The organism is Variovorax sp. MPBD4-3, from assembly GCF_058809745.1.
The window spans coordinates 1-22,173 of sequence record NZ_JBXASW010000014.1 but is presented as its reverse complement, the minus strand read 5'-3'; the positions used below and the strand labels follow the sequence as shown (position 1 = coordinate 22,173).

Sequence of the window (22,173 nt, the reverse complement as noted above, 5' to 3'; positions counted from 1 at the left end):
GTTTGTCCGAATGGAGTTCGAGACACTTCTGGAAACAAATACGACGTTTGTTTACGCCAATTCACACACCGCTTCCCAGCTCTGTTCCGAAAGGTTTCCATGACGAAGACGCGCACGATTTGCGCCGCAGCCCTGCTGGCTTTCAGCGCCGCCGGCGCCTCGGCCCAGCTCCTGATCGGCCAGACCGCAGGCATGACAGGCTCGGTGGCCGCGAGCGTGAACGAGACCATCGGCGGGGCACAGCTGGTTATCGACGCGGTCAACGCGCAGGGCGGCATCCACGGCGAGAAGATCGAGGTGTTGCGCATGGACGACGGCTTCGACGTGAAGCGCGCCGGCGACAACGCCCGCGCGCTGATCGAGGACAGGAAAGTGCTGGCGCTGTTCATGAGCCGGGGCACGCCGCATTCGCAGGCCATCATCCCCTGGCTCGACAAGTACGACGTGGCGCTCATCGGCCCGTCGACCGGCGCGATGGTGCTGCACAAGCCGCTGCAGAAGCATGTGTTCAACGTGCGCGCCACCTACCAGCGCGAGGCGGAAAAGGCGGTGCAGCACCTGCTGACCATCGGCCTCACGCGCATTGCGGTGGTGTACGTGACCGACTCGTTCGGGCAGGACGCGCTGGAAGGCGCGATGGCCGGCTTCGCCAAGGGCGGGGCCAAGCCCACCGCGACCATTCCCGCGGACCGCGACAAGCCCGACTACAAGGCCATCGTGCCGGCCATCAAGGAGGCCAACGCGCAGGCCGTGGTGTGGATCGGCTCGGGCGTGGCCGTGGTGGACGGCATCAAGGCGCTGCGCGCGGCCGGCTCGGCGGCGCAGGTGGTCACGCTATCGAACAACGCATCGTCGGGCTTCATCAAGCAACTGGGCGATGCAAGCAAGGGTGTGATCGTGACGCAGGTGTTCCCTAACGAACGCTCGCTGGGCCAGCCCATGGTGAAGGAAGCGCTGACGCTGGCGCAGGCCAAGGGCCAGGCGGAGTTGTCGCCGGCCGCGCTGGAAGGCTTCGCGTCGGCCAAGGTGCTGGTGGAGGCGCTGCGCCGCGCCGGCCCCAAGCCCACGCGCGCCAAGGTGACGGCCGCGCTGGAAAGCATCAGGGGCTTCGACCTGGGCGGCGGGCTGGAAGTGAGCTACTCGCCGCAGGACCACAGCGGCATCGACTTCGCCGACCTGTCGATCATCAGCGACGGCCGCTTCAAGCGCTAGCCGCGCGAGGCAAGGCTACTTAGGTGCGGCGGCCGGCGCGGCTTCGTGCGTGGTCGTGTCGCCGCCGTGCTTTTCGCCAGACATGTCGACCTTGTCGCCGGCCTTGGAAATCACGAACAGGGCAAGTGCGGCAAAAGCGATGAAGCCGACGACGATCTTCCACATGGGTCTGGTCTCCTGAAAAACTGGGATGAAGGGAAAGGGCTCAAGAAAAAGGCTTCATGCGGGGTGGCATGAAGCCTCTTTGTTGAACGGAGGGCATTGCGCCCTCCTGCTTGCGTCGGACTCAGTCGTTGGCGTAGATGTCCACGTCCTTGGTCTCGCGGATGAACAGCGTGCCGATCACCAGCGTGATGCCCGCGATGATGATCGGGTACCAGAGGCCGTTGTACATGTTGCCGGTCGAAGCCACGATGGCGAAGGCGGTGGTCGGCAGCAGGCCGCCGAACCAGCCGTTGCCGATGTGGTACGGCAGGCTCATCGAGGTGTAGCGGATGCGCGTGGGGAACATCTCGACCAGCATCGCGGCGATCGGGCCGTAGACCATCGTCACCAGCAGCACCAGCCAGAACAGCAGCAGCACCGTCAGCACCTTGTTCATCTTCGCGGGGTCGGCCTTGGACGGGTAGCCCGCGATCTTCAGGTCTTCGGCCACGCCCTTCTTGAAGGCGGCGATTTCCTTGGCGGAGTTCTCGTCGAACTTGAGGTTCACCACGTTGCCGATGGGCGCCTCGACGGTCTTGTCGCCGATCTTCACCACGGCCTTGGAGCCCGGCGCGCCGGCCACGTTCTCATAGCTTACCGAGTTCTGCACCAGGTAGCGCTTGGCGATGTCGCACGAGCTCTTGAAGTCGATCTCGCGGGCCACCGGGTTGCCCTGGAACGAGCAGGTCGCCGGGTCGGCCGTCACCGTCACGCCGGCGGTGGCCTGTGCGCGGGCCAGGTCGGGGTTGGCGGCTTCGGTCAGCATCTTGAAGACCGGGAAGTAGGTGACCACGGCCAGCAGGCAGCCGGCCATGATGATCGGCTTGCGGCCGATCTTGTCGGACAGCGTACCGAAAATCACGAAGAAGGGCGTGCCCAGCAGCAGTGCCGCGGCGATCATCAGGTTGGCCGTGGTCGCGTCGACCTTCAGCTGTGCCGTCAGGAAGAACAGCGCGTAGAACTGGCCCGAATACCAGACCACCGCCTGGCCGGCCGTCAGGCCCACCAGCGCCAGGATCACGATCTTCAGGTTCTTCCACTGGCCGAAGGACTCGGCCAGCGGCGCCTTCGAGGTCTTGCCCTCGGCCTTCATCTTCTGGAAGGCGGGCGACTCCGACAGCGTCAGGCGGATCCACACCGAGATGCCCAGCAGCAGGATCGACACCAGGAACGGAATGCGCCAGCCCCAGTCGTTGAACACCGCTTCGCCCAGGCCTTCGCGCACGCCCAGGATCACCAGCAGGCTCAGGAACAGGCCGAGCGTGGCCGTCGTCTGGATCCACGAGGTGTAGGCGCCGCGCTTGCCGTGCGGCGAGTGCTCGGCCACGTAGGTGGCGGCACCGCCGTACTCGCCGCCGAGCGCCAGGCCCTGCAGCATGCGCAGCGCGATCAGGATCACCGGCGCCGCGACGCCGATGGTCGCGTAGCTGGGCAGCAGGCCGACGATGAAGGTCGACAGGCCCATGATCAGGATCGTGACCAGGAAGGTGTACTTGCGCCCGATCATGTCGCCCAGGCGGCCGAACACGATGGCGCCGAACGGACGCACCAGGAAGCCGGCCGCGAACGCCAGCAGCGCGAAGATGAAGGCCGCGCCCGCATCCAGGCCGCTGAAGAACTGCTTGGCGATGATCGCGGCCAGCGAGCCGTAGAGATAGAAGTCGTACCACTCGAACACGGTGCCGAGCGACGAGGCGAAGATGACCTTCTTCTCCTCCGCTGACATGGGCCGGGGGGCCGGATGCGGCACTCCCCGCGAATCTAGTGTGGCTGCCATTTGGTCGTCTCCTGTGTGTATGCGTCCATGCGGTTCCACCGATTCCGGGGACCGTGGGGCATTCTTGGAGGCGCGACTGACCCGAGGCTTTCGCGAAACTGAATCGACGCTTACGGATTAGGGTGAAACCCGCGCCGTGCGTTTCAGCTTGTAAGAAATCGGACCCTTGCTCGGGTTTGTCCTCAGCCCTGCTTGCCGCTGCGCAGCAGGGACGGGCGCTGGTCGGCGGCGGTCCATTGCGGGCCGTCGAACCATGCGTCGCCGCTCAAGCAGGCGCGCAGCATGGCGAGCCCGTCGAAGCCCCAGAACAGGCGCCCGTCGACCACGTAGGCCGGCGTGCCGAACACGCCCAGCTGCAGCGCCTCTTCGGTGTTGCGCTTGAGCAGGGCCTTGCTCTCGTCGCCGTTCGCGTCGCGCAGGGGCTCGAGCTGCGCGGTGAGCGCGGCAAGGCGGGCGGGGTCGCCCGCTTCCTCGCCGCCGCGCCACACATGGCGGAAGATGGTCTCCGCCACGAGCCGGCTGATGGTGCCGTCGTCGCCGGTCGACAGCGCGAGCCGCAGGTGCGCCAGCGGGTTGTAGGGATGCGAGGCGGGCATCTCGATCGGGATGCCGTGCGCGTGGCCCAGCCAGAGCACGTGGCGGTAGGTCCAGCTGCGCTTGGACGGAATCTCCGCCGGGCCGAGCTGGCCGTGCTGCTTGAGCAGCGCGCCCAGCAGCACCGGCTTGTAGGCCACGCTGTAGCTCAACCCTTCGAGCGCCTCCGGCAGGTGCTCGAACGCAAGGTGCGCGTAGGGCGAGATGAAGTCGAGATAGAAGTCGATGTGCTTCATGCGGCGTGGTCTCCTGGGGCGCGCCAGATGCCGGCGAGCGCCCGCAACTCTATCGCGCGCCACACATGGCGCCGGGTCTCGTCTTCCATCTTGCTCCACCCCGCGATTTCGGGAATGGTGCGCAGGCAGCCTTCGCAGAAGCCGCTCAGGCGGTCCATGCGGCACACCGACGAGCAAGGCGAGGGCACGTCTTCGGCCATGGCCTGCACGGCCACGGCGCGCTCGGCCAGCGTCTGCGCTTCGCCGAAATTCACACCACGTCCGCCACCGGCGCGCCGGTGAGCTTCTCGAGGTCTTGCGGGCGCAGCTGGAACACCGCATGCGGGTGGCCGGCCGCGGCCCAGATTTCCTCGAAGCGGAACAGCTCGCGGTCGATCAGCACCACCGGCTTGGTCAGGTGGCCCACGGGCGACACCCCGCCGATGGTGAAGCCGGTGCGCGCCTTCACGAAGTCGGCGTCGGCGCGGCCGGTCTTGCCGATCAGCGCATCGACCTTCTTCTCGTCCACGCGCTTGTCGCCGGAAGTGATGACCAGCACCGCCGCCTCGTCGCTCTTGCGGCGGAAGATGATGCTCTTGGCGATCTGCCCGACGGAAATGCCGAGCGCGTCGGCCGCCTGCTGCGCGGTGCGGCAGGCGTCATCGAGCATGCGTGGCGAATGGGGATGGCCGGCGTCCTGCAGCACGCGGGAAACGCGCTGGACGCCTTCGGGGAGGGAGTGGAGTTCGGAGCCGCACATGGGATTCGAATCTATCAGGCGCTTCGCTTGAAGAGGAACAGGAAGGCGCCCATGCTCATGAGCACACCGCCGAAGACGCGGTTCTGCGCGCGCCGGGCACGCACGCTGCGCAGCACGCCCTGCAGCCGCGCGGCCAGCCAGGCGTAGCCGTGCATCACGGTCACGTCGACCATCACCGTCGTGGCCAGCAGCACCAGCAGCTGCAGCCACAGCGGCCGCGTCGGCTGGATGAACTGCGGCAGCACCGCGGCCATGAAGACGATGCCCTTGGGATTGGTCACGTTGGTGAGAAAGCCGCGCAGCACGCGCTGCGGCGCGGTGAGGTCGGGCTCGCGCGCGGCCTCGCCGCCTTCTGCACTCGCCGCCGGCGCCACGGGCGCGCGCCACTGGCGCCAGCCCAGCCACAGCAGATAGCACGCGCCAACCACCTTGATCACCGTGAACGCGGTGGCCGAGGCGGTGAGCACCGCGCCCACGCCGAGGCCGGCCACCAGCAGGATCACCGCCAGCCCCAGCTGCAGGCCGACGATGGTCGCGGTGGTGCGCCGCACGCCGTAGCTGAGGCCGTGGCTCATGCTGAGCACGGCGCCCGAACCGGGCGACACCGCGATGACGCAACTCGCCACCAGGAATGCGAGCCAGACATTCAGGTCCATGCTTCAACCCGCCCGCTTGGTGCGGATGGCCTTGGACGCGCGCGAGTTCGGCTCGCGGCCCAGTGCCTCGCTGATGTACACGCCCGCGTCGATCAGCCTGTCGAGGTCGATGCCGGTCTCGATGCCCATGCCGTGCAGCATGTAGACCACGTCCTCGGTCGCCACGTTGCCCGTCGCGCCCTTGGCGTAGGGGCAGCCGCCCAGGCCGGCCGAGGACGACTGGAAGTTCCACACGCCCAGCTCGAGCGCCGCCAGCGTGTTGACCAGCGCCTGCCCGTAGGTGTCGTGGAAGTGCCCTGAAACGGCGTCGACATCGAAGTGCGCCAGCGTGGCTTCCATGGCCGCCTGCACCTTGCGCGGCGTGCCCACGCCGATGGTGTCGGCCACGTCCACGCGCTGCACGCCGATGCCCTTCATGAGCTGCGCGAGATAGCCGACCTTGGCCGGCGCGATCTCGCCTTCATAGGGGCAGCCCACGGTGCACGACATGGCGCCGCGCACGCGGATGCCCTTGTCGAGCGCCGCGGCCACCACGGGCGCGAAGCGCTCGATGCTCTCGGCGATCGAGCAGTTGATGTTCTTCTGGCTGAAGGCTTCGCTGGCGGCGCCGAACACCACGATCTCGTCGGGCCATTCTTCGCGCGGCGCGGCGATGGCGGCCTCGAAGCCCTTCATGTTCGGCGTGAGCACCGAGTAGCGCACGCCGGGCTGGCGGCGGATGCCGTGCATCACCTCGGCGTTGTCGGCCATCTGCGGCACCCACTTGGGCGACACGAAGCTGGTGACCTCAATCTCCTTCAGGCCCGCGTCCTGCAGGCGGTGCACGAGGCCGATCTTCACTTCGGCCGAGACCGGCTGCTTTTCGTTCTGCAGGCCGTCGCGCGGGCCGACGTCGATGATCTTGACTTGGGCGGGGAGTTTCATGGGATGTCTCTTGTATCGCGGGAGGATGGAAGACCGCCTGCGATTGTCCGACACCTGCAAATGCCCTGCTCGCCGCACGAGTCGCGGAAGGTAGCAATGCCTGCCTGCGGGGTTGCAAATGGTGCCAGCCGCGCGGCTCAGTACGACTTGGGCAGCCCCAGCGCCTTCTCGGCGATGAAGTTCAGGATCATCTGCGGGCTCACCGGCGCGATGCGCGGTATGTAGCTCTCGCGCAGCAGCCGCTCCACGTGGTATTCCTTGGCATAGCCCATGCCGCCGAGCGTGAGCACCGCGTTCTGGCAGGCGTCGTGCGCAGCCTCGGCCGCGAGGTACTTGGCGGCGTTGGCCTCGACGCCGCAGGGCTCTCCCGCGTCGTACAGCGTGGCGGCCTTGAGCATCATCAGGTCGGCCGCCTCCAGGTTGGCCCAGGCACGCGCCAGCGGATGCGCCACGCCCTGGTTCTGGCCGATGGGCCGGCCGAACACGACCCGCTCCTGCGCGTACTGCGAGGCGATGCGCAACGCCGCGCGGCCGATGCCGATGGCTTCCGCCGCGATGAGGATGCGCTCGGGGTTGAGCCCGTGCAGGATGTATTCGAAGCCCCTGCCCTCCTCGCCGATGCGGTCTTCTTCAGGCACCGCGAGCCCGTCGATGAAGAGCATGTTGGAGTCCACCGCCGCGCGGCCGAGCTTGTGGATCTCGCGCACCTCGACCTTGCTGCGGTCCAGCGGCGTGTAGAAGAGCGTGAGGCCCTGCGTGGGTTTCTTCACCTGGTCGAGCGGCGTGGTGCGCGTGAGGATCAGCATGCGGTCGGCCACCTGCGCGGTCGAGATCCAGATCTTGCGGCCGTGCAGCAGGTAGCCGCCATCGGGCTGGCGCACCGCCTGCGTCTTGAGGCTGGTGGTGTCGAGCCCCGCGTCGGGCTCGGTCACGGCGAAGCAGGCCTTCTCGGTGCCGGCGATGAGCGGCGGCAGGAAGCGCTGGCGCTGTTCCTCTGTGCCGAACACCACCACCGGGTTGAGCCCGAAGATGTTCATGTGCACCGACGACGCGCCCGACATGCCCGCGCCCGACGCACTGATGGCACGCATCATCAGCGCCGCCTCGGTGATGCCGAGGCCCGCGCCGCCCTGTGCCTCGGGCATGGCGATGCCGAGCCAGCCGCTCTCGGCCACGGCGCGGTGGAACTCGTGCGGGAACACGGCGCGGTCGTCATGGTCGCGCCAGTAATCGGCCGGGAAGTCTTCGCACAGGCGCTCGATGGCCGCGACCAGCGAGCGCTGGTCATCGTTCAGGGAAAAATTCATTCGCTGTCTTTCGTTGGTTCCGGTTGCAGCGTGACGCCGCGCGCCAGCATGGCTTCGATGCTCTCGTCGTCGTAGCCCGCCTCGCGCAGCAGCTCCACGCTCTGCTCGCCGATGCGCGGCGCAAGGCGGCGTATGGCGGTGGGCGTGGCGCTGTAGCGGCCGACCGGCGCAAGGGTGCGGATGCGCCCCTCGCTCGGATGGTCGAACTCGGGATAGAAGCCCACGGCACGCAGGTGCGGGTCGTCGAGCAGGCTGTCGGTGCTGTGCAGGCGCGCGACCGGAATGTCGGCCGCCGCCAGCGCGGCGAACCATTCGTCGCTGGTGCGCGTGGCCATCACCTCGGCGACGAAGGCGTACACGGCGCCGATGTTCGCGGCGCGCGCGGTGTGCGTGCCGAACATGGGCGAGTCGCGCAGCTCGGGCCGGCCAATCACGTCGAAGAAGGCCTGCCAGTGCTTGTCGTTGTAGATCAGCACGCTGAGGTGCCCGTCCGAGGTCGCATAGGGCTTGCGGTGCGGCGCGAGCAGGCGCGCGTAGCCGGTGGGGCCGAGCGGCGGCTCGAAGCTGTGGCCGCCGAGGTGATCACCCATGACGAACTGCGAGAGCGCCTCGAACATCGGCACCTCCACCGCCTGGCCCTTGCCGGTGCGCTGCGCATGCAGCACGGCGGCCAGCAATGCGATGGCCGCCTGCAGACCCACGGCGCGGTCGGCCAGCGTGACTGGCGCGTAGCGCGGCTCGCCGCCGCTTTGCTGCGCGAACAGCGAGGCGATGCCGGCTGCGCCTTGAATCAGGTCGTCGTACGCGGGCTTGCCCGCGTAGGGACCCTGCTCGCCGTAGCCGAAGGCGCCGAGGTAGACGATCTTGGGGTTGGCCGCCGCCACGGCTTCGTAGCCGAGCCCCAGTCGCGCCATCGCCTGCGGTCGCGTGTTGTAGATCAGCGCATCGCAGCCCGCCGCCAGCTTCAAGCAGGCCTCGCGGCCCTCGGGCTGCTTGAGGTCGAGCACGATGGAGCGCTTGTTGCGGTTGAGGTGCATCGCCATCGCGCCCATGCCCGCATGGCGCATCGGACCCACGGCGCGCAGGTTGTCGCCGCCGGGTGGCTCGACCTTGACGATGTCGGCGCCGAGGTCGCCGAGCGTCTGGGTGGCGTAAGGGCCCATCACCACGGCCGTGAGGTCGAGGATGCGGATGCCTTGGAGAGGTCCGGATGTACTCATGTCTTTGCGTTGGCTCCTTCCCCCTCTGGGGCGAGGGAGAAATTCAGTTCGCTCATTCGGGTTGAATGCCGGCGGCCTGGATCAGCTTCTTCCACTTCGCCAGCTCCGACACCGTGAACGCCCCCAGCTCCTCCGGCGTGCTGCCGAAGGCATCGAAGCCCAGCTTCGCCACGCGCTCGCGGAAGACCGTTCCGTTCGCCATGTCCGACAGCACCTTGTTGAGCTTCAGCACGATGTCGCGCGGCGTGCCGGCCGGTGCGAACACGCCGTTCCACGAGGTAATGTCGAAGCCTTTCAGCTCCGGCGTGTCGGCCAGCGGCGGCAGTTCGGGAAAGAGCTTGGTGCGCTCCTGCGTGGTGACGGCAATCGCGCGCATCTTGCCGGCCTTCACCGTCGCCAGCCCCGCGGCGAGGTCGACCACCATCATCGACACCTGCCCGCCGATCAGGTCGGCAATCGCGGGCGGCGTGCTCTTGTAGGGCACGTGCAGCATCGGCACGCCGCTCATGCGCGACAGCGTGGCGCCGCTCACGATGCCGGTGCTGTTGCCGCTCGCATAGGTCAGCTTGCCGGGATGCGCGCGGCCCCAGGCCAGCAGTTCGGCCACGCTCTTCACCGGCAGGTCGTTGTTCACCACCAGCATGAACGGCAGGTTGCCCATGCGGCTGACGGGCGCGAAGTCTTTCACCGGGTCGTAGGGCAGCGACTTCATCAGGCTCGGGTTGGCCGAGTGCGTGGTGTTGGTGGTCATGAACAGCGTGTAGCCATCGGGCGCCGCCTTGGCGACGTACTCGGCCGCGATGACGCCGTTTGCGCCCGCCCTGTTGTCGACGATGACCGAGCCCTTGAGCGCATCGCCGAGCATCTGCCCGGCGATGCGGGCCACAGCGTCGGTGCCGCTGCCGGCCGCGAAGGGCACGACGATGCGTATCGGCTGCTTAGGGTAGCCGCCGTCCTGCGCGAAGGCCCAGGGCGCCGCACTGGCCAGGCCCGTGGCGGCACCGATGGAAATGAAACGGCGGCGGCTTGCCACCACGACCGATTTCTCGGTCGCGTTCTTCGTTGTCTGCATTTGCTTGTCTCCGGGTTGTTGTCGCTTCAGGGCCGGATCACGCGCTCCGGCGATTCCTCGTACGGCGGGCTGTAGATCACCAGCACGCGCACCGGCTCGTCGCTCACCACCGTGAAGGTGTGCATCGCGTCGGCCGGAAAAAAGCAGCTGTCTCCAGGGTGCAGCTCCTGCCGCTGTCCGCCCACCTCGGCGACCGCGCGGCCTTCGAGCATGTAGCAGACCTGCTCGATGCCAGGGTGTGCATGCGGCAGCGCGCCCTTGCCCTTCTGGATGTGGCCGACCAGCACCTCGAGCTGCTTCGCGCCCACCGTCTCGGGGCCGATCAGCCGCTTGTTCAGCGTGCCGGTGTGGTTGGCGGGGTGGTAGCCGGCGATGTCGGCTTCCCGGACGAAGTAGCGGGCGGTGGAGGTGGTCATCGGGGGTTCTCGGTCTTGGGTTCGATGGCGAGGCAGGCGGAGCGCAGCATCGCGGCGATGTCTTCGATGCGCGGCTCCATGCGGTAGCGCGGGCCCGCGACCGAGATGGCGTAGGCCTCGCCGCCGATGCGCAGCGGCCAGGCCAGGCCGATCAGGTCGGGAATGCTTTCGCCGAGGTTGCCGTACCAGCCGCGCGCGGCGCCGCGCTGCAGCTCGGCTTCGATGGCTTCGGCGGTGGTGAGCGTGGCTTCGGTCAGCGGCGCGAGCGCCATGCCGTCCAGCAGCTTGCGGCGCGCCTCGGGTTCGAGCGTGGACAGCAGCGCGCGGCCCAGCGAGTTGGCATAGGCCGGGCGCGTTTCGCCCGACTCGGCGGAATAGCGGATGGCTTGCGGTGCGCTCAGCACCTCCAGGTACACCACCTGGCCCGCGTCGCGGAATTTGCCGAAGACCACCGTCTCGCGCGCCGCGTCGCGCAGTTCTTCCAGCGTGGCCTTCACCCGGTCGAGCACCGGGTCGTGGGCGGCGATGACCTGCGCCATCGCCAGCAGCCGGCCGGTCGGGTAGTAGCCCTGGCGGCGGCCGGTTTCATACATGTAGCCCTGTTCTTCGAGGGTACGGATCAGCCCCAGGCAGCTGGACACCGGCATGTCGAGCAGCCGCGCCATTTCCGAAAGCGCCAGCGGCTGCTTCTCCCGCGCGAACAGCTCGACGATCTCGATCACCCGAAACGCAGTTTTCACAGTCATGAAAAGATTTTCATGCTTGTGAAAAACTCGCGCTTCAGGGTTTCCCCTGCCCGCGCCGAATTACTCCAGCGCCGGAAGCGGTGGCACCCGCCTTCAGTAGCCGCGTGCCGGATCGACCACGCCGGCGATCGGCAGGCCCTGCTCCATCGCGCGGATCTTCCCGGCGATCTGGGCGATCGACTCCTCGCGCAGCGTGCGCGCCGAGCCGTGCGGCGTCACGGTGATCTTCGGATGGCGCCAGAAAGCATGGTCCGAGGGCAGCGGCTCGACCTGGAACACGTCGAGCGTGGCGCCCGCGAGCTCGCCTGCATCGAGCATCGGGATCAGGTCGTCTTCCACCAAATGGCCGCCGCGCGCGATGCTGATCAGGTAGCCCCCGGGCTTGAGCCTGCCGAGCGTCTTGCGGTTCAGGATGCCGCGCGTGGCCTCGGTCAATGGCAGCAGGTTGACCAGCACGCGCGTGGACGACAGGAACTCGTCGAACTGCGCCTCGCCGCTGAACACCTGCACGCCGTCGATGTCCTTCGGCGAGCGGCTCCAGCCCAGCACCGGGAATTCGAACTGCGCCACGGCCCTGGCCACGCGTTCGCCCAGCACGCCCAGGCCCATGATGCCGACCGGGAAGTCGCGCCGCAGCTTCGGCTTGCGATAGCTCCACTTGCCTTCGCGCGCATCGGCCTCGTAGGCATCGAACTCGCGGAAGTGGCGAATGAGCGTGTGGCACACGTACTCGGCCATCTGCACCGACATGCCCGCGTCGTCGAGCCGCACGATGCGCGTGTGCGCCGGCACCTTGAGCTTGAGCAGCGCATCGACGCCCGCGCCGATGTTGAAGATGCCGCGCAGCTTCGGCTGCTCGTCGATGAGCTCCTGCGGCGGCGCCCACACCACGGCATGGTCGGCCTGCGGCGCGCTGGGCTTCCAGGGCTCGATGACGGCATCGGGGAGTTCGGCCTTGAGGCCTTCGATCCAGGGTTCTGGGCGGTTGTCGGTGAGGTAGACGGTGATTCGCATGGGGCCGAATCTTAGTGAAGCCGCTGACGCGGCGCGCACGGATGGCTATGCTCGAACGCCTTACTTCATCAGGAGACAGACACCCATGATCAAAGTCAGCGTGATGTACCCCCACACCCCCGGCGCGCGGTTCGACCACGACTACTACCGCAACAAGCACATGCCGATGCTCAAGGCCCGCATGGGCGACGCCTGCCTCTCGTACACCATCGACAAGGGCCTGGCCGGCGGCGCGCCTGGCTCCCCGCCCACCTACGTCGGCATGTGCCACGTGTTCAGCGAATCCGTCGAAGCCTTCCAGAAGGCCTTCGGCCCGCACATGAAGGAGATCATGGGCGACGTGAAGAACTACACCGACATCGCGCCGGTGATGCAGATCAGCGAAGTGGTGGTGGGCTGACGCGGGTCAGCGCGCCAGCTTCACCACCGCTGGACCGAAGGCCGCTGCCACTGCCGCGCCGCATACGCGGCCAACCGCTGCGGCACTTCGTCCCCGTTCATCGCCAGCCGGTTCAGCATCAGCGCCAGGTCCACATCGGCGATCGACCATTCCCCGAACAGGTTCTGCGCATCGGCGGGCAGCAGCGCCTCCACCGCGTCGAACAGCGACTTCGCGCAGGCCTGCGCCGCTGCGGACAGCGGCGTGCTCGACGGCCTGAAGAACACGACCTCCGTCGAACGCTCCTGCCGGTTCGGGTCCTGCATCGGGAATGGCTCCTGGGGTTTGACGGCAGGCCCGACCGCGGGCCTCATGCCATCTTGGAACGCCGACGGCGCCACAGCACCCGCACCAGCCACCCCAGCGGCAGCACCACCAGCACCAGCCACGGCAGCACCGCCGCGATGAAGGTGATGAGCGCGCCCACGCTCTCCGCCAGCACCGAGCCCGCGTTGCGCAGCGCCTGCCGCATCGGGCTGTAGCCGTCGCCGTTGCTCACCAGCGCGCGCTTGGGCGTGAACTGGATCTGGATGTGCTGCTTGCTGGTTTCCTGCGCCAGCACCTTGCGCTGCGTGGCGATGGCGTCGAGCTCGGCCTGCGTGTCCGACAGCGTGCGCTGGATCGCCAGCAGGTCGGCCATGGTGCGCTTGGTGACGGTGTCGCGCAGCATGACGCGCAGGCTGTCGCGGAACTCGGTGCGGTTCTTGATGCGGGCCTCGACGTCGATCACTTCGGCGGTCTTGTCCTCGCTGGTGGTGGTGTGTGAAACCACGTTCGCCAGGCCGGCCAGGCCGCCGAGCAGCTTCTCGACATCGGCGGGCTCCACGCGCATCTCGAGCATGGCGTTGCCGGGCTGCTGCGGCGTCTCCCGCAGCAGCGAGGACGACAGCAGCTCGCACTTGAGCGTGCCGCACAGGTCGCGCACCTTGCCCCATGCGTCGGCCAGTTGCTCCGCCGGCACCTCGACGTTCAAGTCCTGCCGCACGGCGAGGAAGCGCTGCAGCGGCGAGTCCTGCGCCGACGACGCCTCGGCCGCCGACGGCTCCGCGGCCGTGTCGGCCATTCGCGAGCGCGACTCCTTCATCGCCACGCCACCGCCGTAGCCGGCGGCGGCCTGCATGGGTGCGGGCGGAGGTGCCGGCCGGGCGAGCGATTCGTCATGCCCGTTGTTGCGGCCGCAGCCGGCCAGCGACAGGGCGGCAGCCAAGGCCAGCAGGGCGAGCCCTGAGCGATGGCGGGCGAGGAAGAAAAAAGCGGAGGGCCTGCGAGCGGTCATGAAAATCCCTTTGAAAGAATGACTACCGCAGCTGATACGGGCCAGCGCCCGGAACGGGGTTAAACCGTTGCGGCGGCCATTCGCAACAATTCGTCGCCTTCGGCCACCTGCTCGCCGGGGGCGAACAGCAGTTCCTCCACGGTGCCGTCGGCCGGTGCCGCGATGGTGTGCTCCATTTTCATGGCTTCCATCACCGCGAGCGGCTGGCCGCGGCTGACCTTGTCGCCGGCCTTGACGGCGAACGACACCACCTTGCCCGGCATCGGCGCGGTGAGCCGGCCGCCTTCGGCCTGGGCGTCGCCAGCGTGGGCGAGGCGGTCGATGGTGGTGATCTTCGTCGCGCCCTTCGATGCGAAGACGTGGGCGGTGGCGCCGTCGAGGTGCACGTCGAGCGTCTGGCGCATGCCGGCGAACTCGACCTCGAATTCGCCCGACGGGAACTGGCCGATCACCAGCGGACCCTCGGTGCCGCCGGCTTCCAGCCACAGGCCGCCGTCGCGCTTGTAGGTGAGCACGGCGGCCTGCTCCGCGCCGCGGAACTCGAAGTCGAAATGACGCCGGTACTCGCCCAGCGAGCGCCAGCCGTCGCGGCGGGCAAAGGGGTCGGGCATCTTGCCAGGCCATTCGGTGACCAGCGTGCGCGTGATGGCGGCGGCGGCGGCCAGCGGCAGGCCCAGCGTCTCGCGGTCGAACAGCACCGCGCGCTCGCGCTCGATCAGCGCGGTGTCGAGGTTGGCCCTGGAGAACGATTCGGTCGCCAGGATGCCACGCAGGAACTGCACGTTGGTCTGCACGCCCACGATCTGCACCTGCGCCAGCGCGGCGTCGAGCCGCGCCAGCGCCTCGTCGCGCGTGGCGCCGTGCACGATGAGCTTGGCGATCATCGAGTCGTAGAACGGCGAGATCTCGCCGCCCTCGCGCACGCCATCGTCGATGCGCACCCCGGCGCTCGCGCCGGTCAGGGCCATGCGTTGGAACGCCGTCGCCTGAGGCTTGCGGTACACGCGCAGGGTGCCGGTGGCGGGCAGGAAGTTGTTGTCGGGGTTCTCGGCGCAGATGCGCGCCTCGATGGCGTGGCCGTGGATCTTCAGGTCGGCCTGCTTCGCGGGCAATGCCTCGCCCGAGGCCACGCGCAGTTGCCATTCGACGAGGTCGAGGCCTGTGATGGCTTCGGTCACCGGGTGCTCGACTTGAAGACGCGTGTTCATCTCCATGAAGAAGAAGTTCATCTCCCCGCCTTCACGTTGCTCGACGATGAACTCCACCGTGCCCGCGCCCACGTAGTTCACGGCGCGCGCGGCCGCCACGGCGGCATCGCCCATCTGCTTGCGCATGGCCTCGGTCATGCCGGGCGCGGGCGCTTCTTCCAGCACCTTCTGGTGGCGGCGCTGCACCGAGCAGTCGCGCTCGAACAGGTAGACGTAGTTGCCGTGCGTGTCGCCGAACACCTGGATCTCGATGTGGCGCGGGCGCTGCACGTATTTCTCGATCAGCACCGCGTCGTCGCCGAAGCTGTTGATGGCTTCGCGCTGGCACGATGCGAGCGCGGCAGCGAAGTCCTCCGCCTTGTCGACCGCGCGCATGCCCTTGCCGCCGCCGCCCGCGCTCGCCTTGATGAGCACCGGGTAGCCGATGCGGTCGGCCTCGCGCTGCAGCAGTTGCGGGTCCTGGTCGTGGCCGTGGTAGCCGGGCACCAGCGGCACGCCGGCTTTCTCCATCAGTTGCTTCGACTCGGCCTTCAACCCCATGGCCTTGATGGCCGAGGGCGGCGGGCCGATGAAGACCAGGCCGGCGTCGGCGCAGGCTTGCGCGAACTCTTCGTTCTCGCTCAGGAAGCCGTAGCCCGGGTGCACCGCCTCGGCGCCCGTGGCCTTGGCGGCCTCGAGGATCTTCTCCCAGCGCAGGTAGCTGTCTTTAGGGGCGCTGCCGCCGAGGTGCACCGACTCGTCGCAGGCACGCACGTGGTTGGCATGCGCGTCGGCATCGGAATACACGGCAACCGTGCGAATGGCCATGCGGCGCGCAGTTGCCGCGACGCGGCAGGCGATCTCGCCACGGTTCGCAATGAGGATCTTCTTAAACATTCGGAGTGTCTCCCGGAGGATTCTTTTTCAGTTGAAACGCGGGCACCACGCCCGGATCGGGTCGGCCGCTGAAGATGCGGGCCACGCGGGCGAACAGCGCCTTGAGGAAACGCCAGCTCTTGCGGATGAGCCACACGCTCAGCACAAGCACCAGCACGAACAGCAGGAGAAAGACGAAAGGGTGCGCCACCGCCAGCCACAGCCCGGCAGGCACCACGGAGTCCTCGACCAGCGAGGCGCCCACGTTCGAGAACGGCTCGGGCGAGGTGTTGATGGCCGCGCGCGTGGTGGCCTTGGCCGCGTGCGCCGTGGCCGCGAACCCGCCGCCCAGCAGCGCCGCGACGATGGCCATCACGCCGTGATCGGTGCCGAACACGCTGGCGGCGAGCGCGGCACCGGCCGGGATGCGGATGGCGGTGTGCACCACGTCCCACAGCGAATCGAGGCCGGGAATCTTGTCGGCGAAGAATTCGATGAACACCATGAAGCCGCTGGCCGCGATGACCACCGGGTGCGCCAGCAACTGCAGGCCGCTCGGCAACGGAACCCAGCCGAAGTAGCCGACGATGCCCGTCAGCAGCACGACCAGGTAGAGCCGCACGCCGCTGGCCCAGCCGATGGCGGCGGCCAGTGCGATGAGCTGGGGCATGTCGAGGCTGGTGTTCATGGCGGCGGCTCTCTATCAGTCGAATTCGATGGTGCCGGCTTCCATGGAAGCCACGAGGTCCGCGAGCCATGCCTCGACCGACGCATGTTCGACAGGCCGGTCTTCGTCGGCTTTCCAGAAGGCAACGAGCTGCCCCGGTTGCCCGCCGCCCTCGGCATCGATGTCGACGCACAGGTAGCTGCCGCCGCCGTTCGACAGAAACGGCACCCAGCCGCGCCGCCAGGTGGCGGGGTCTTCGAAGTCGGTGCCGATCATGTCGTCGAGCATCTCCTTGGTGTCGGCGATGTCCTCGAGAGCGCTGAACATGCGGTTGCCCTGCAGGCTGTCGAAGCTGCTGTCCGGCTGGCCGTTGCGCCAGCGGTAGAGCGCACGAAAAGCCTCCGGCAGCTGCAGCGAGAACTTCGCTTCGAATGCGTCGAGCGCGGCGTCGCTCACGCCGGGCTGCAGCACCGCGTGGTAGTCCGCGCGATGCGCGGCCAGCCACGCATCCATGCGTTCGACGAGTGCGTCGTGCGCCATGGTGCTCAGGCCTTGCCCGTTTCCAGCCACGAGGGCTTGCGCTTCTGCAGGAAGGCCTGCACGCCCTCGCGGCCTTCTTCGCTCGCGCGGATGTCGGCAATGCCCTCGACGGTCTTCGCGATCAGCGCATCGTCGATCTCTCGGCCGTCCACGTCGGCAATCAGCTGCTTGCAGGCGCGCACGGCCGCAGGGCTGGCGCCGGTCAGCGCCTTCAGCAGTTCGTCGACCTTGGCATCGAGCGCGTCGGCGGCCACCACTTCATGCACGAAGCCGATGCGGTGCGCCTCGGCGGCGGTGAAGCGCTCGGCCGTGAGGAAGTAGCGCTGCGAGGCACGCGTGCCCATCGCGCGCAGCACATACGGGCTGATGGTCGCGGGCACCAGGCCGATCTTCACCTCGCTCAGGCAGTACCAGGCGGTGTCCACGCTCACGGCCATGTCGCATGCGGCGACCAGCCCCATGCCGCCCGCGTACACGTCGCCCTGCACGCGCGCGATGGTGGGCTTGTGGCACTCGGCAATCGTGCGCAGCATGGCTGCCAGCTTGCCCGCGTCGGCGATGTTCTCGTCGCGCGTGTAGTCGGCCATGCGGCGCATCCAGTTGAGATTCGCGCCCGCGCAGAAGGCCGGACCGTTGGCGCCGAGCACGATGGCCTTGACCTGCGGCAATGCGCCGGCCTCGGTGAAGGCCTGCGTCAGCTCGGCGATGACGACGTCGTCGAAGGCGTTGCGCGCGTCGGGCTGGTCGAGCCAGATGCGGGCGATGGCGCCGTCGATGCGCAGTTGCAGTTTGGTGTATTCGCTCATGTCTCTTGTCGTTTGTTCATTGAAGGCGCTGTGGCAGCCCCAGCTTCGCAAGGAACTGATCCACCATCGGCACCCAGATGGCCGCGTTGTCCCGCCCTTCGAAGAAGGCGTGGCCGTCGTCGCCGTAGGGCGGCACGGCCTCGAAGCGCACGTCCACGCCCCTGGCCTTGTAGGCGTCCAGCAGCCGGCTCGCCAATGCGGGGCCGAAGAAATGGTCGTTCTGCGAATAGACCCACAGCATCGGCACCTTCGTGGTCGAGGCATAGCGGCCGAAGGCGTCCACCAGGCTGGCCTCGTTGCACACGTCGTCCGGTCCGCGCGAGCCGCGTCCGCCCGCGAAATTGATGGTGCCGATCACGCCGGCCGGGTTCAGGCTCGACAGCGCCAGCACGCCGAAGCCGCCGGCCGACTTGCCCAGCAGCACGATGCGCTGCGCGTCGGCATACGGCAGCGCGCGGGCGTAGTCGAGCGCGGCGCCGATGTCCTTGGCGCTCTCCAGGCCGGCGCGCACGTAGTCGGGGTTGCTGCAGCTGAAGTAGTTCTCGGCCCACGGCCCGTCGGACTTGCCGTAGCCGCGGCGCATCGGGTTGATGACCAGGAAGCCGTGGCGCGCGAACATCTGGGCCTGCCGTGCATAGCGGTCCTGCATCTTCGCGAAGTCGGAAGGCGAACGCGGCGTGCCGTGGTTGATCACCAGCACCGGAAACGGCCCGTCGCCCTCGGGCTTGTATTCGGTGGCCGCGAGCTTGACGTGCGACTCGCCGAAGAAGCCCTTGACGGTCATCGGAATCTCGACGTCGCGGCGTGCCACGTCCTGGGCCTGCGCGCCGAGCGCGCAGCACAACAGTGCGGTGGCAATGAACGCGAGCTTGCGCAACGTCATGAAGGATTCCTCGGGCGCCTCTTACATCCGGAAGATGCCGAACTTCGGCTCGGGCACCGGCGCGTTGCGCGCGGCCGCCAGGCCCAGCGCCAGCACGCGGCGCGTGTCCGCCGGATCGATGATGCCGTCGTCCCACAGCCGCGCGGTGGCGTAGTAGGGGTGGCCCTGGTCCTCGTACTGCTGGCGGATAGGCGCCTTGAAGGCCTCTTCCTCTTCCTTGCTCCAGCTGCCGCCCTTGAGCTCGATGCCGTCGCGCTTCACGGTGGCCAGCACGCTCGCGGCCTGCTCGCCACCCATCACGCTGATGCGCGCGTTGGGCCACATCCAGAGGAAGCGCGGGCTGTATGCGCGGCCGCACATGCCGTAGTTGCCGGCGCCGAAGCTGCCGCCGATGATGATGGTGAACTTGGGCACGTTGGCGGTGGCCACGGCCGTCACCATCTTGGCGCCGTGGCGCGCGATGCCTTCGTTCTCGTACTTGCGGCCCACCATGAAGCCGGTGATGTTCTGCAGGAACACCAGCGGAATCTTGCGGTGGCAGCACAGCTCGATGAAGTGCGCGCCCTTCTGCGCCGACTCGGAAAACAAGATGCCGTTGTTCGCGATGATGCCCACCGGCATGCCCTCGATCTCGGCAAAGCCGCAGACCAGCGTGGCACCGAAGCGCGCCTTGAACTCGTGGAACTCGCTGCCGTCGACGATGCGCGCGATGATCTCCCGCACGTCGAAGGGCTTGCGCGTGTCGGTGGGGATCACGCCGTACAGCTCCTCGCGCGGGAACTCGGGGGCGCGCACCGCCTTGCCGTCCGCAGCCTCGGCGCCCGCATTCTTCGCATTGAGGTTCGCCACCGCCGTGCGCGCCAGCGCCAGCGCATGCAGGTCGTTCTGCGCGAGGTGGTCGACCACGCCCGACAGGCGCGTGTGCACGTCGCCGCCGCCCAGGTCTTCGGCCGTGACCACTTCGCCCGTGGCCGCCTTCACCAGCGGCGGGCCGCCCAGGAAGATGGTGCCCTGGTTCTTCACGATGATCGACTCGTCGCTCATGGCCGGCACATACGCGCCACCGGCCGTGCACGAGCCCATGACCACCGCGATCTGCGGGATGCCCTGCGCGCTCATGTTGGCCTGGTTGTAGAAGATGCGGCCGAAGTGGTCGCGGTCGGGAAACACCTCGTCCTGGTTCGGCAGGTTGGCGCCGCCCGAGTCGACCAGGTAGATGCAGGGCAGGCGGTTCTGCTCGGCGATTTCTTGCGCGCGCAGGTGCTTCTTCACCGTCATCGGGTAGTAGGTGCCGCCCTTCACCGTGGCGTCGTTGCACACGATCATGCAGTCGACGCCGTTCACCCGGCCGATGCCCGCGATGATGCCCGCGCCCGGTGCCGACTCGGCCCCCTTGGCGTCGAGGTACATCGCATGCGCGGCCAGCGGCGCGATTTCGAGAAAGGGCGTGCCCGGGTCGAGCAGTTCCGCCACGCGGTCGCGCGGCAGCAGCTTGCCGCGCGCGGTGTGCTTGGCGCGCGCGGCCTCGCCGCCGCCCTGCTCCACTTTGGCGAACTGCTGGCGCAGGTCGTCGACCAGCGCGCGCATGGCGGCTGCATTGGCCTGGAAGTCGGCCGAGCGGGCGTTCAGTTTGGTTTCGAGTTTGCTCATGCGGTTTTTTCTTGGCTGAGGCCGAGTTGCTCTGTCATGGCTTCGCGGATCTTGAATTTCTGGATCTTGCCGGTGACGGTCATCGGGAATTCGGTGACGAAATGGATGTACCTGGGCACCTTGTAGTGCGCGATCTGGCCCTTGCAGAAGTCGCGGATCTCCTCGTCGGTGGCGCTCTGGCCGGGCTTGACGATGATCCACGCGCACAGCTCTTCGCCGTACTTCCTGTCGGGCAGGCCGACCACCTGCACGTCCTGCACCTTGGGGTGGCGGTAGAGGAATTCCTCGATCTCGCGCGGGTAGATGTTCTCGCCGCCGCGGATCACCAGGTCCTTGATGCGCCCGACGATGTTGACGTAGCCCTCGGCGTCCATGGTGGCGAGGTCGCCGGTGTGCATCCAGTGTTCGGGGTCGATGGCTTCGCGCGTCTTGGGCTCGTCGTCCCAGTAGCCGTGCATCACCGAATAGCCGCGCGTGCACAGCTCGCCCGACTGTCCGGGCGGCATGATCGCGCCGGTCTCGGGGTCGACGATCTTCACCTCGAGGTGCGGCTGCACCGTGCCCACGGTGGACACGCGGCGGTCCAGCGGCGTGTCGGTGCTGCTCTGGCAGCTCACGGGGCTGGTCTCGGTCATGCCGTAGGCGATGGTGATCTCGCTCAGGTGCATCTGGCTGACCACGCGCTTCATCACCTCGATGGGGCACGGCGAGCCGGCCATGATGCCGGTGCGCAGCGTGGAGAGGTCGAACTCCTTGAAGCGCGGATGGTCGAGCTCGGCGATGAACATGGTGGGCACGCCATGCAGGCCGGTGCACTTCTCGGCCTGCACCGTCTCAAGCACGGTGAGCGGATCGAACCCGTCGTTCGGGTACACGATGGCAGAGCCGTGCGTGAGGCAGGCCAGGTTGCCCAGCACCATGCCGAAGCAGTGGTACAGCGGCACCGGAATGCACAGCTTGTCGACGGGCGACAGCTTCATGCATTCGCCGATGAAGAAGCCGTTGTTCAGGATGTTGCGGTGCGTGAGCGTCGCGCCCTTGGGAAAGCCGGTGGTGCCGCTGGTGAACTGGATGTTGATCGGGTCGGCGGCCTTCAGCGTCTTCTGGATCTGCGCGATGCGCGGATCGGCCGCATCGCCGCTGGCCAGCAGTTGGCTGAAGCGCCGCATGCCGGGCTGTTCGTCGCCCTGGCCGGGCCTGTCGATCCAGAAGATGTGCTGCAGCAGCGGCAGGCGCGCGGGGCCCAGCTCGCGCAGCATGCCCAGGTAGTCGCTGGTCTTGAACTGCGCCATCGTCACCAGCGCCTTGCAGCCGACCTTGTTGAGCGCGTACTCGAGCTCCGAAGTGCGGTAGGCGGGGTTGATGTTGACGAGGATCAGACCGACCTTGGCGGTGGCGATCTGCATCAGCACCCACGGCACGTTGTTGTGCGACCAGATGCCGACGCGGTCGCCGGTCTTCAGCCCCAGGCCCAGCAGCGCGCTGGCGAGCCTGTTGGATTCGGCCTGCAGTTCGCGGTAGGTGAAGCGCTGGCCTTCGTGGCGGCTGATGAGCGCTTCGCGGTCGGGCTGCCTTGCGACCATGTCGTCGAAGAAGTCGCCGATGGGTTGTTCGATGAGGGGGACGTCGGTGGCGCCCTTGCCGTAGCTCTCGGTCAGTGCTGCAGTCATGTTCATTTCCTTCCTTGTCTCCTTGTCTTGCTCCTTCCCCCTCTGGGGGAAGGCTGGGATGG

General features: G+C 67.7%; 23 protein-coding genes and 1 pseudogene. 2 read left to right on the top strand and 22 right to left on the bottom strand.

The genetic code is table 11. The annotated features are described in order from the left end of the window. Positions 1-99 precede the first annotated feature (99 nt). On the top strand, positions 100-1,212 hold the full coding sequence (locus tag AC1RVW_RS11175; RefSeq protein WP_493199901.1) for an ABC transporter substrate-binding protein: 1,113 nt from the start codon (positions 100-102) through the stop codon (positions 1,210-1,212). Between the two features lie 15 nt (positions 1,213-1,227). Here AC1RVW_RS11175 and AC1RVW_RS11170 read toward each other — a convergent pair whose 3' ends face one another. The 13 genes from AC1RVW_RS11170 to AC1RVW_RS11110 all read right to left on the bottom strand — a co-directional run bounded on the left by AC1RVW_RS11170 (position 1,228) and on the right by AC1RVW_RS11110 (position 12,117). Beyond that, a complete protein-coding gene (locus AC1RVW_RS11170) occupies positions 1,228-1,377 on the bottom strand; it encodes a hypothetical protein (protein WP_199851880.1) in 150 nt (49 codons plus the stop codon). Between the two features lie 121 nt (positions 1,378-1,498). Then, positions 1,499-3,193, bottom strand: coding sequence for an MFS transporter (locus tag AC1RVW_RS11165; RefSeq protein WP_106936727.1), 1,695 nt, complete (start codon positions 3,191-3,193; stop codon positions 1,499-1,501). Positions 3,194-3,375: 182 nt separating this feature from the next. After that, positions 3,376-4,023, bottom strand: a complete 648-nt coding sequence (locus AC1RVW_RS11160; RefSeq protein WP_493199898.1) for a 2-hydroxychromene-2-carboxylate isomerase — start codon at positions 4,021-4,023, stop codon at positions 3,376-3,378. Next, complete coding sequence (locus AC1RVW_RS11155) at positions 4,020-4,277, bottom strand: DUF1289 domain-containing protein (protein WP_081269663.1); 258 nt, start codon at positions 4,275-4,277, stop codon at positions 4,020-4,022. Before AC1RVW_RS11155 ends, AC1RVW_RS11160 begins: the two co-directional genes overlap by 4 nt. Beyond that, positions 4,274-4,762: a YbaK/EbsC family protein gene (locus AC1RVW_RS11150; RefSeq protein ID WP_081269662.1), complete on the bottom strand. Its 489-nt coding sequence runs from the start codon at positions 4,760-4,762 to the stop codon at positions 4,274-4,276. Before AC1RVW_RS11150 ends, AC1RVW_RS11155 begins: the two co-directional genes overlap by 4 nt. Before the next feature lie 14 nt (positions 4,763-4,776). Continuing rightward, complete coding sequence (gene rhtB / locus AC1RVW_RS11145; RefSeq protein WP_081269661.1) at positions 4,777-5,418, bottom strand: homoserine/homoserine lactone efflux protein; 642 nt, start codon at positions 5,416-5,418, stop codon at positions 4,777-4,779. A 3-nt stretch (positions 5,419-5,421) separates the two neighbouring features. Continuing rightward, complete coding sequence (locus AC1RVW_RS11140; protein WP_493199895.1) at positions 5,422-6,342, bottom strand: hydroxymethylglutaryl-CoA lyase; 921 nt, start codon at positions 6,340-6,342, stop codon at positions 5,422-5,424. Between the two features lie 137 nt (positions 6,343-6,479). Next, positions 6,480-7,649: an acyl-CoA dehydrogenase family protein gene (locus AC1RVW_RS11135; protein WP_081269659.1), complete on the bottom strand. Its 1,170-nt coding sequence runs from the start codon at positions 7,647-7,649 to the stop codon at positions 6,480-6,482. Beyond that, on the bottom strand, positions 7,646-8,869 hold the full coding sequence (locus AC1RVW_RS11130) for a CaiB/BaiF CoA transferase family protein (protein WP_081269658.1): 1,224 nt from the start codon (positions 8,867-8,869) through the stop codon (positions 7,646-7,648). Before AC1RVW_RS11130 ends, AC1RVW_RS11135 begins: the two co-directional genes overlap by 4 nt. A 52-nt stretch (positions 8,870-8,921) precedes the next feature. Beyond that, positions 8,922-9,941 carry a Bug family tripartite tricarboxylate transporter substrate binding protein gene (locus AC1RVW_RS11125; protein WP_493199892.1) on the bottom strand — a complete coding sequence of 340 codons (1,020 nt, stop codon included), beginning with the start codon at positions 9,939-9,941 and terminating at the stop codon, positions 8,922-8,924. Positions 9,942-9,967: 26 nt separating this feature from the next. Next, positions 9,968-10,357, bottom strand: a complete 390-nt coding sequence (locus AC1RVW_RS11120) for a cupin domain-containing protein (protein ID WP_198968860.1) — start codon at positions 10,355-10,357, stop codon at positions 9,968-9,970. Then, positions 10,354-11,103 carry an IclR family transcriptional regulator gene (locus tag AC1RVW_RS11115; protein ID WP_106936720.1) on the bottom strand — a complete coding sequence of 250 codons (750 nt, stop codon included), beginning with the start codon at positions 11,101-11,103 and terminating at the stop codon, positions 10,354-10,356. Before AC1RVW_RS11115 ends, AC1RVW_RS11120 begins: the two co-directional genes overlap by 4 nt. A 93-nt stretch (positions 11,104-11,196) precedes the next feature. After that, positions 11,197-12,117 (bottom strand): 2-hydroxyacid dehydrogenase, encoded by a 921-nt coding sequence (locus tag AC1RVW_RS11110; protein ID WP_493199889.1) that lies wholly within the window; start codon positions 12,115-12,117, stop codon positions 11,197-11,199. A gap of 85 nt (positions 12,118-12,202) precedes the next feature. On the opposite strand from AC1RVW_RS11110, the gene AC1RVW_RS11105 reads away from it, so the two are divergent. Continuing rightward, positions 12,203-12,517 (top strand): EthD family reductase, encoded by a 315-nt coding sequence (locus tag AC1RVW_RS11105; protein WP_493199887.1) that lies wholly within the window; start codon positions 12,203-12,205, stop codon positions 12,515-12,517. Between the two features lie 20 nt (positions 12,518-12,537). Here AC1RVW_RS11105 and AC1RVW_RS11100 read toward each other — a convergent pair. From AC1RVW_RS11100 to AC1RVW_RS11060, 9 genes and pseudogenes are all read right to left on the bottom strand, one after another. Further along, a pseudogene (locus AC1RVW_RS11100) lies at positions 12,538-12,813 on the bottom strand (glutathione transferase); the annotation flags it as partial. A 53-nt stretch (positions 12,814-12,866) separates the two neighbouring features. After that, a complete protein-coding gene (locus AC1RVW_RS11095; RefSeq protein ID WP_493199885.1) occupies positions 12,867-13,832 on the bottom strand; it encodes a DUF4349 domain-containing protein in 966 nt (321 codons plus the stop codon). Between the two features lie 59 nt (positions 13,833-13,891). Next, on the bottom strand, positions 13,892-15,916 hold the full coding sequence (locus tag AC1RVW_RS11090) for an acetyl/propionyl/methylcrotonyl-CoA carboxylase subunit alpha (RefSeq protein ID WP_493199883.1): 2,025 nt from the start codon (positions 15,914-15,916) through the stop codon (positions 13,892-13,894). Continuing rightward, positions 15,909-16,583 carry a DUF4126 domain-containing protein gene (locus AC1RVW_RS11085; protein WP_493199881.1) on the bottom strand — a complete coding sequence of 225 codons (675 nt, stop codon included), beginning with the start codon at positions 16,581-16,583 and terminating at the stop codon, positions 15,909-15,911. Before AC1RVW_RS11085 ends, AC1RVW_RS11090 begins: the two co-directional genes overlap by 8 nt. Before the next feature lie 15 nt (positions 16,584-16,598). Beyond that, entirely contained in the window at positions 16,599-17,102 is a 504-nt protein-coding gene (locus AC1RVW_RS11080) for an SMI1/KNR4 family protein (RefSeq protein ID WP_493199879.1), read from the bottom strand. 5 nt (positions 17,103-17,107) lie between these two features. After that, complete coding sequence (locus AC1RVW_RS11075) at positions 17,108-17,908, bottom strand: enoyl-CoA hydratase/isomerase family protein (protein WP_493199877.1); 801 nt, start codon at positions 17,906-17,908, stop codon at positions 17,108-17,110. A 16-nt stretch (positions 17,909-17,924) separates the two neighbouring features. Then, positions 17,925-18,791 (bottom strand): alpha/beta hydrolase family protein, encoded by an 867-nt coding sequence (locus AC1RVW_RS11070; protein ID WP_106936713.1) that lies wholly within the window; start codon positions 18,789-18,791, stop codon positions 17,925-17,927. Between the two features lie 21 nt (positions 18,792-18,812). After that, positions 18,813-20,441: a carboxyl transferase domain-containing protein gene (locus AC1RVW_RS11065; protein WP_081269647.1), complete on the bottom strand. Its 1,629-nt coding sequence runs from the start codon at positions 20,439-20,441 to the stop codon at positions 18,813-18,815. After that, positions 20,438-22,117, bottom strand: coding sequence for an AMP-binding protein (locus tag AC1RVW_RS11060; RefSeq protein ID WP_493199874.1), 1,680 nt, complete (start codon positions 22,115-22,117; stop codon positions 20,438-20,440). The genes AC1RVW_RS11065 and AC1RVW_RS11060 overlap by 4 nt, the downstream gene beginning before the upstream one ends. Positions 22,118-22,173: the final 56 nt, after the last annotated feature.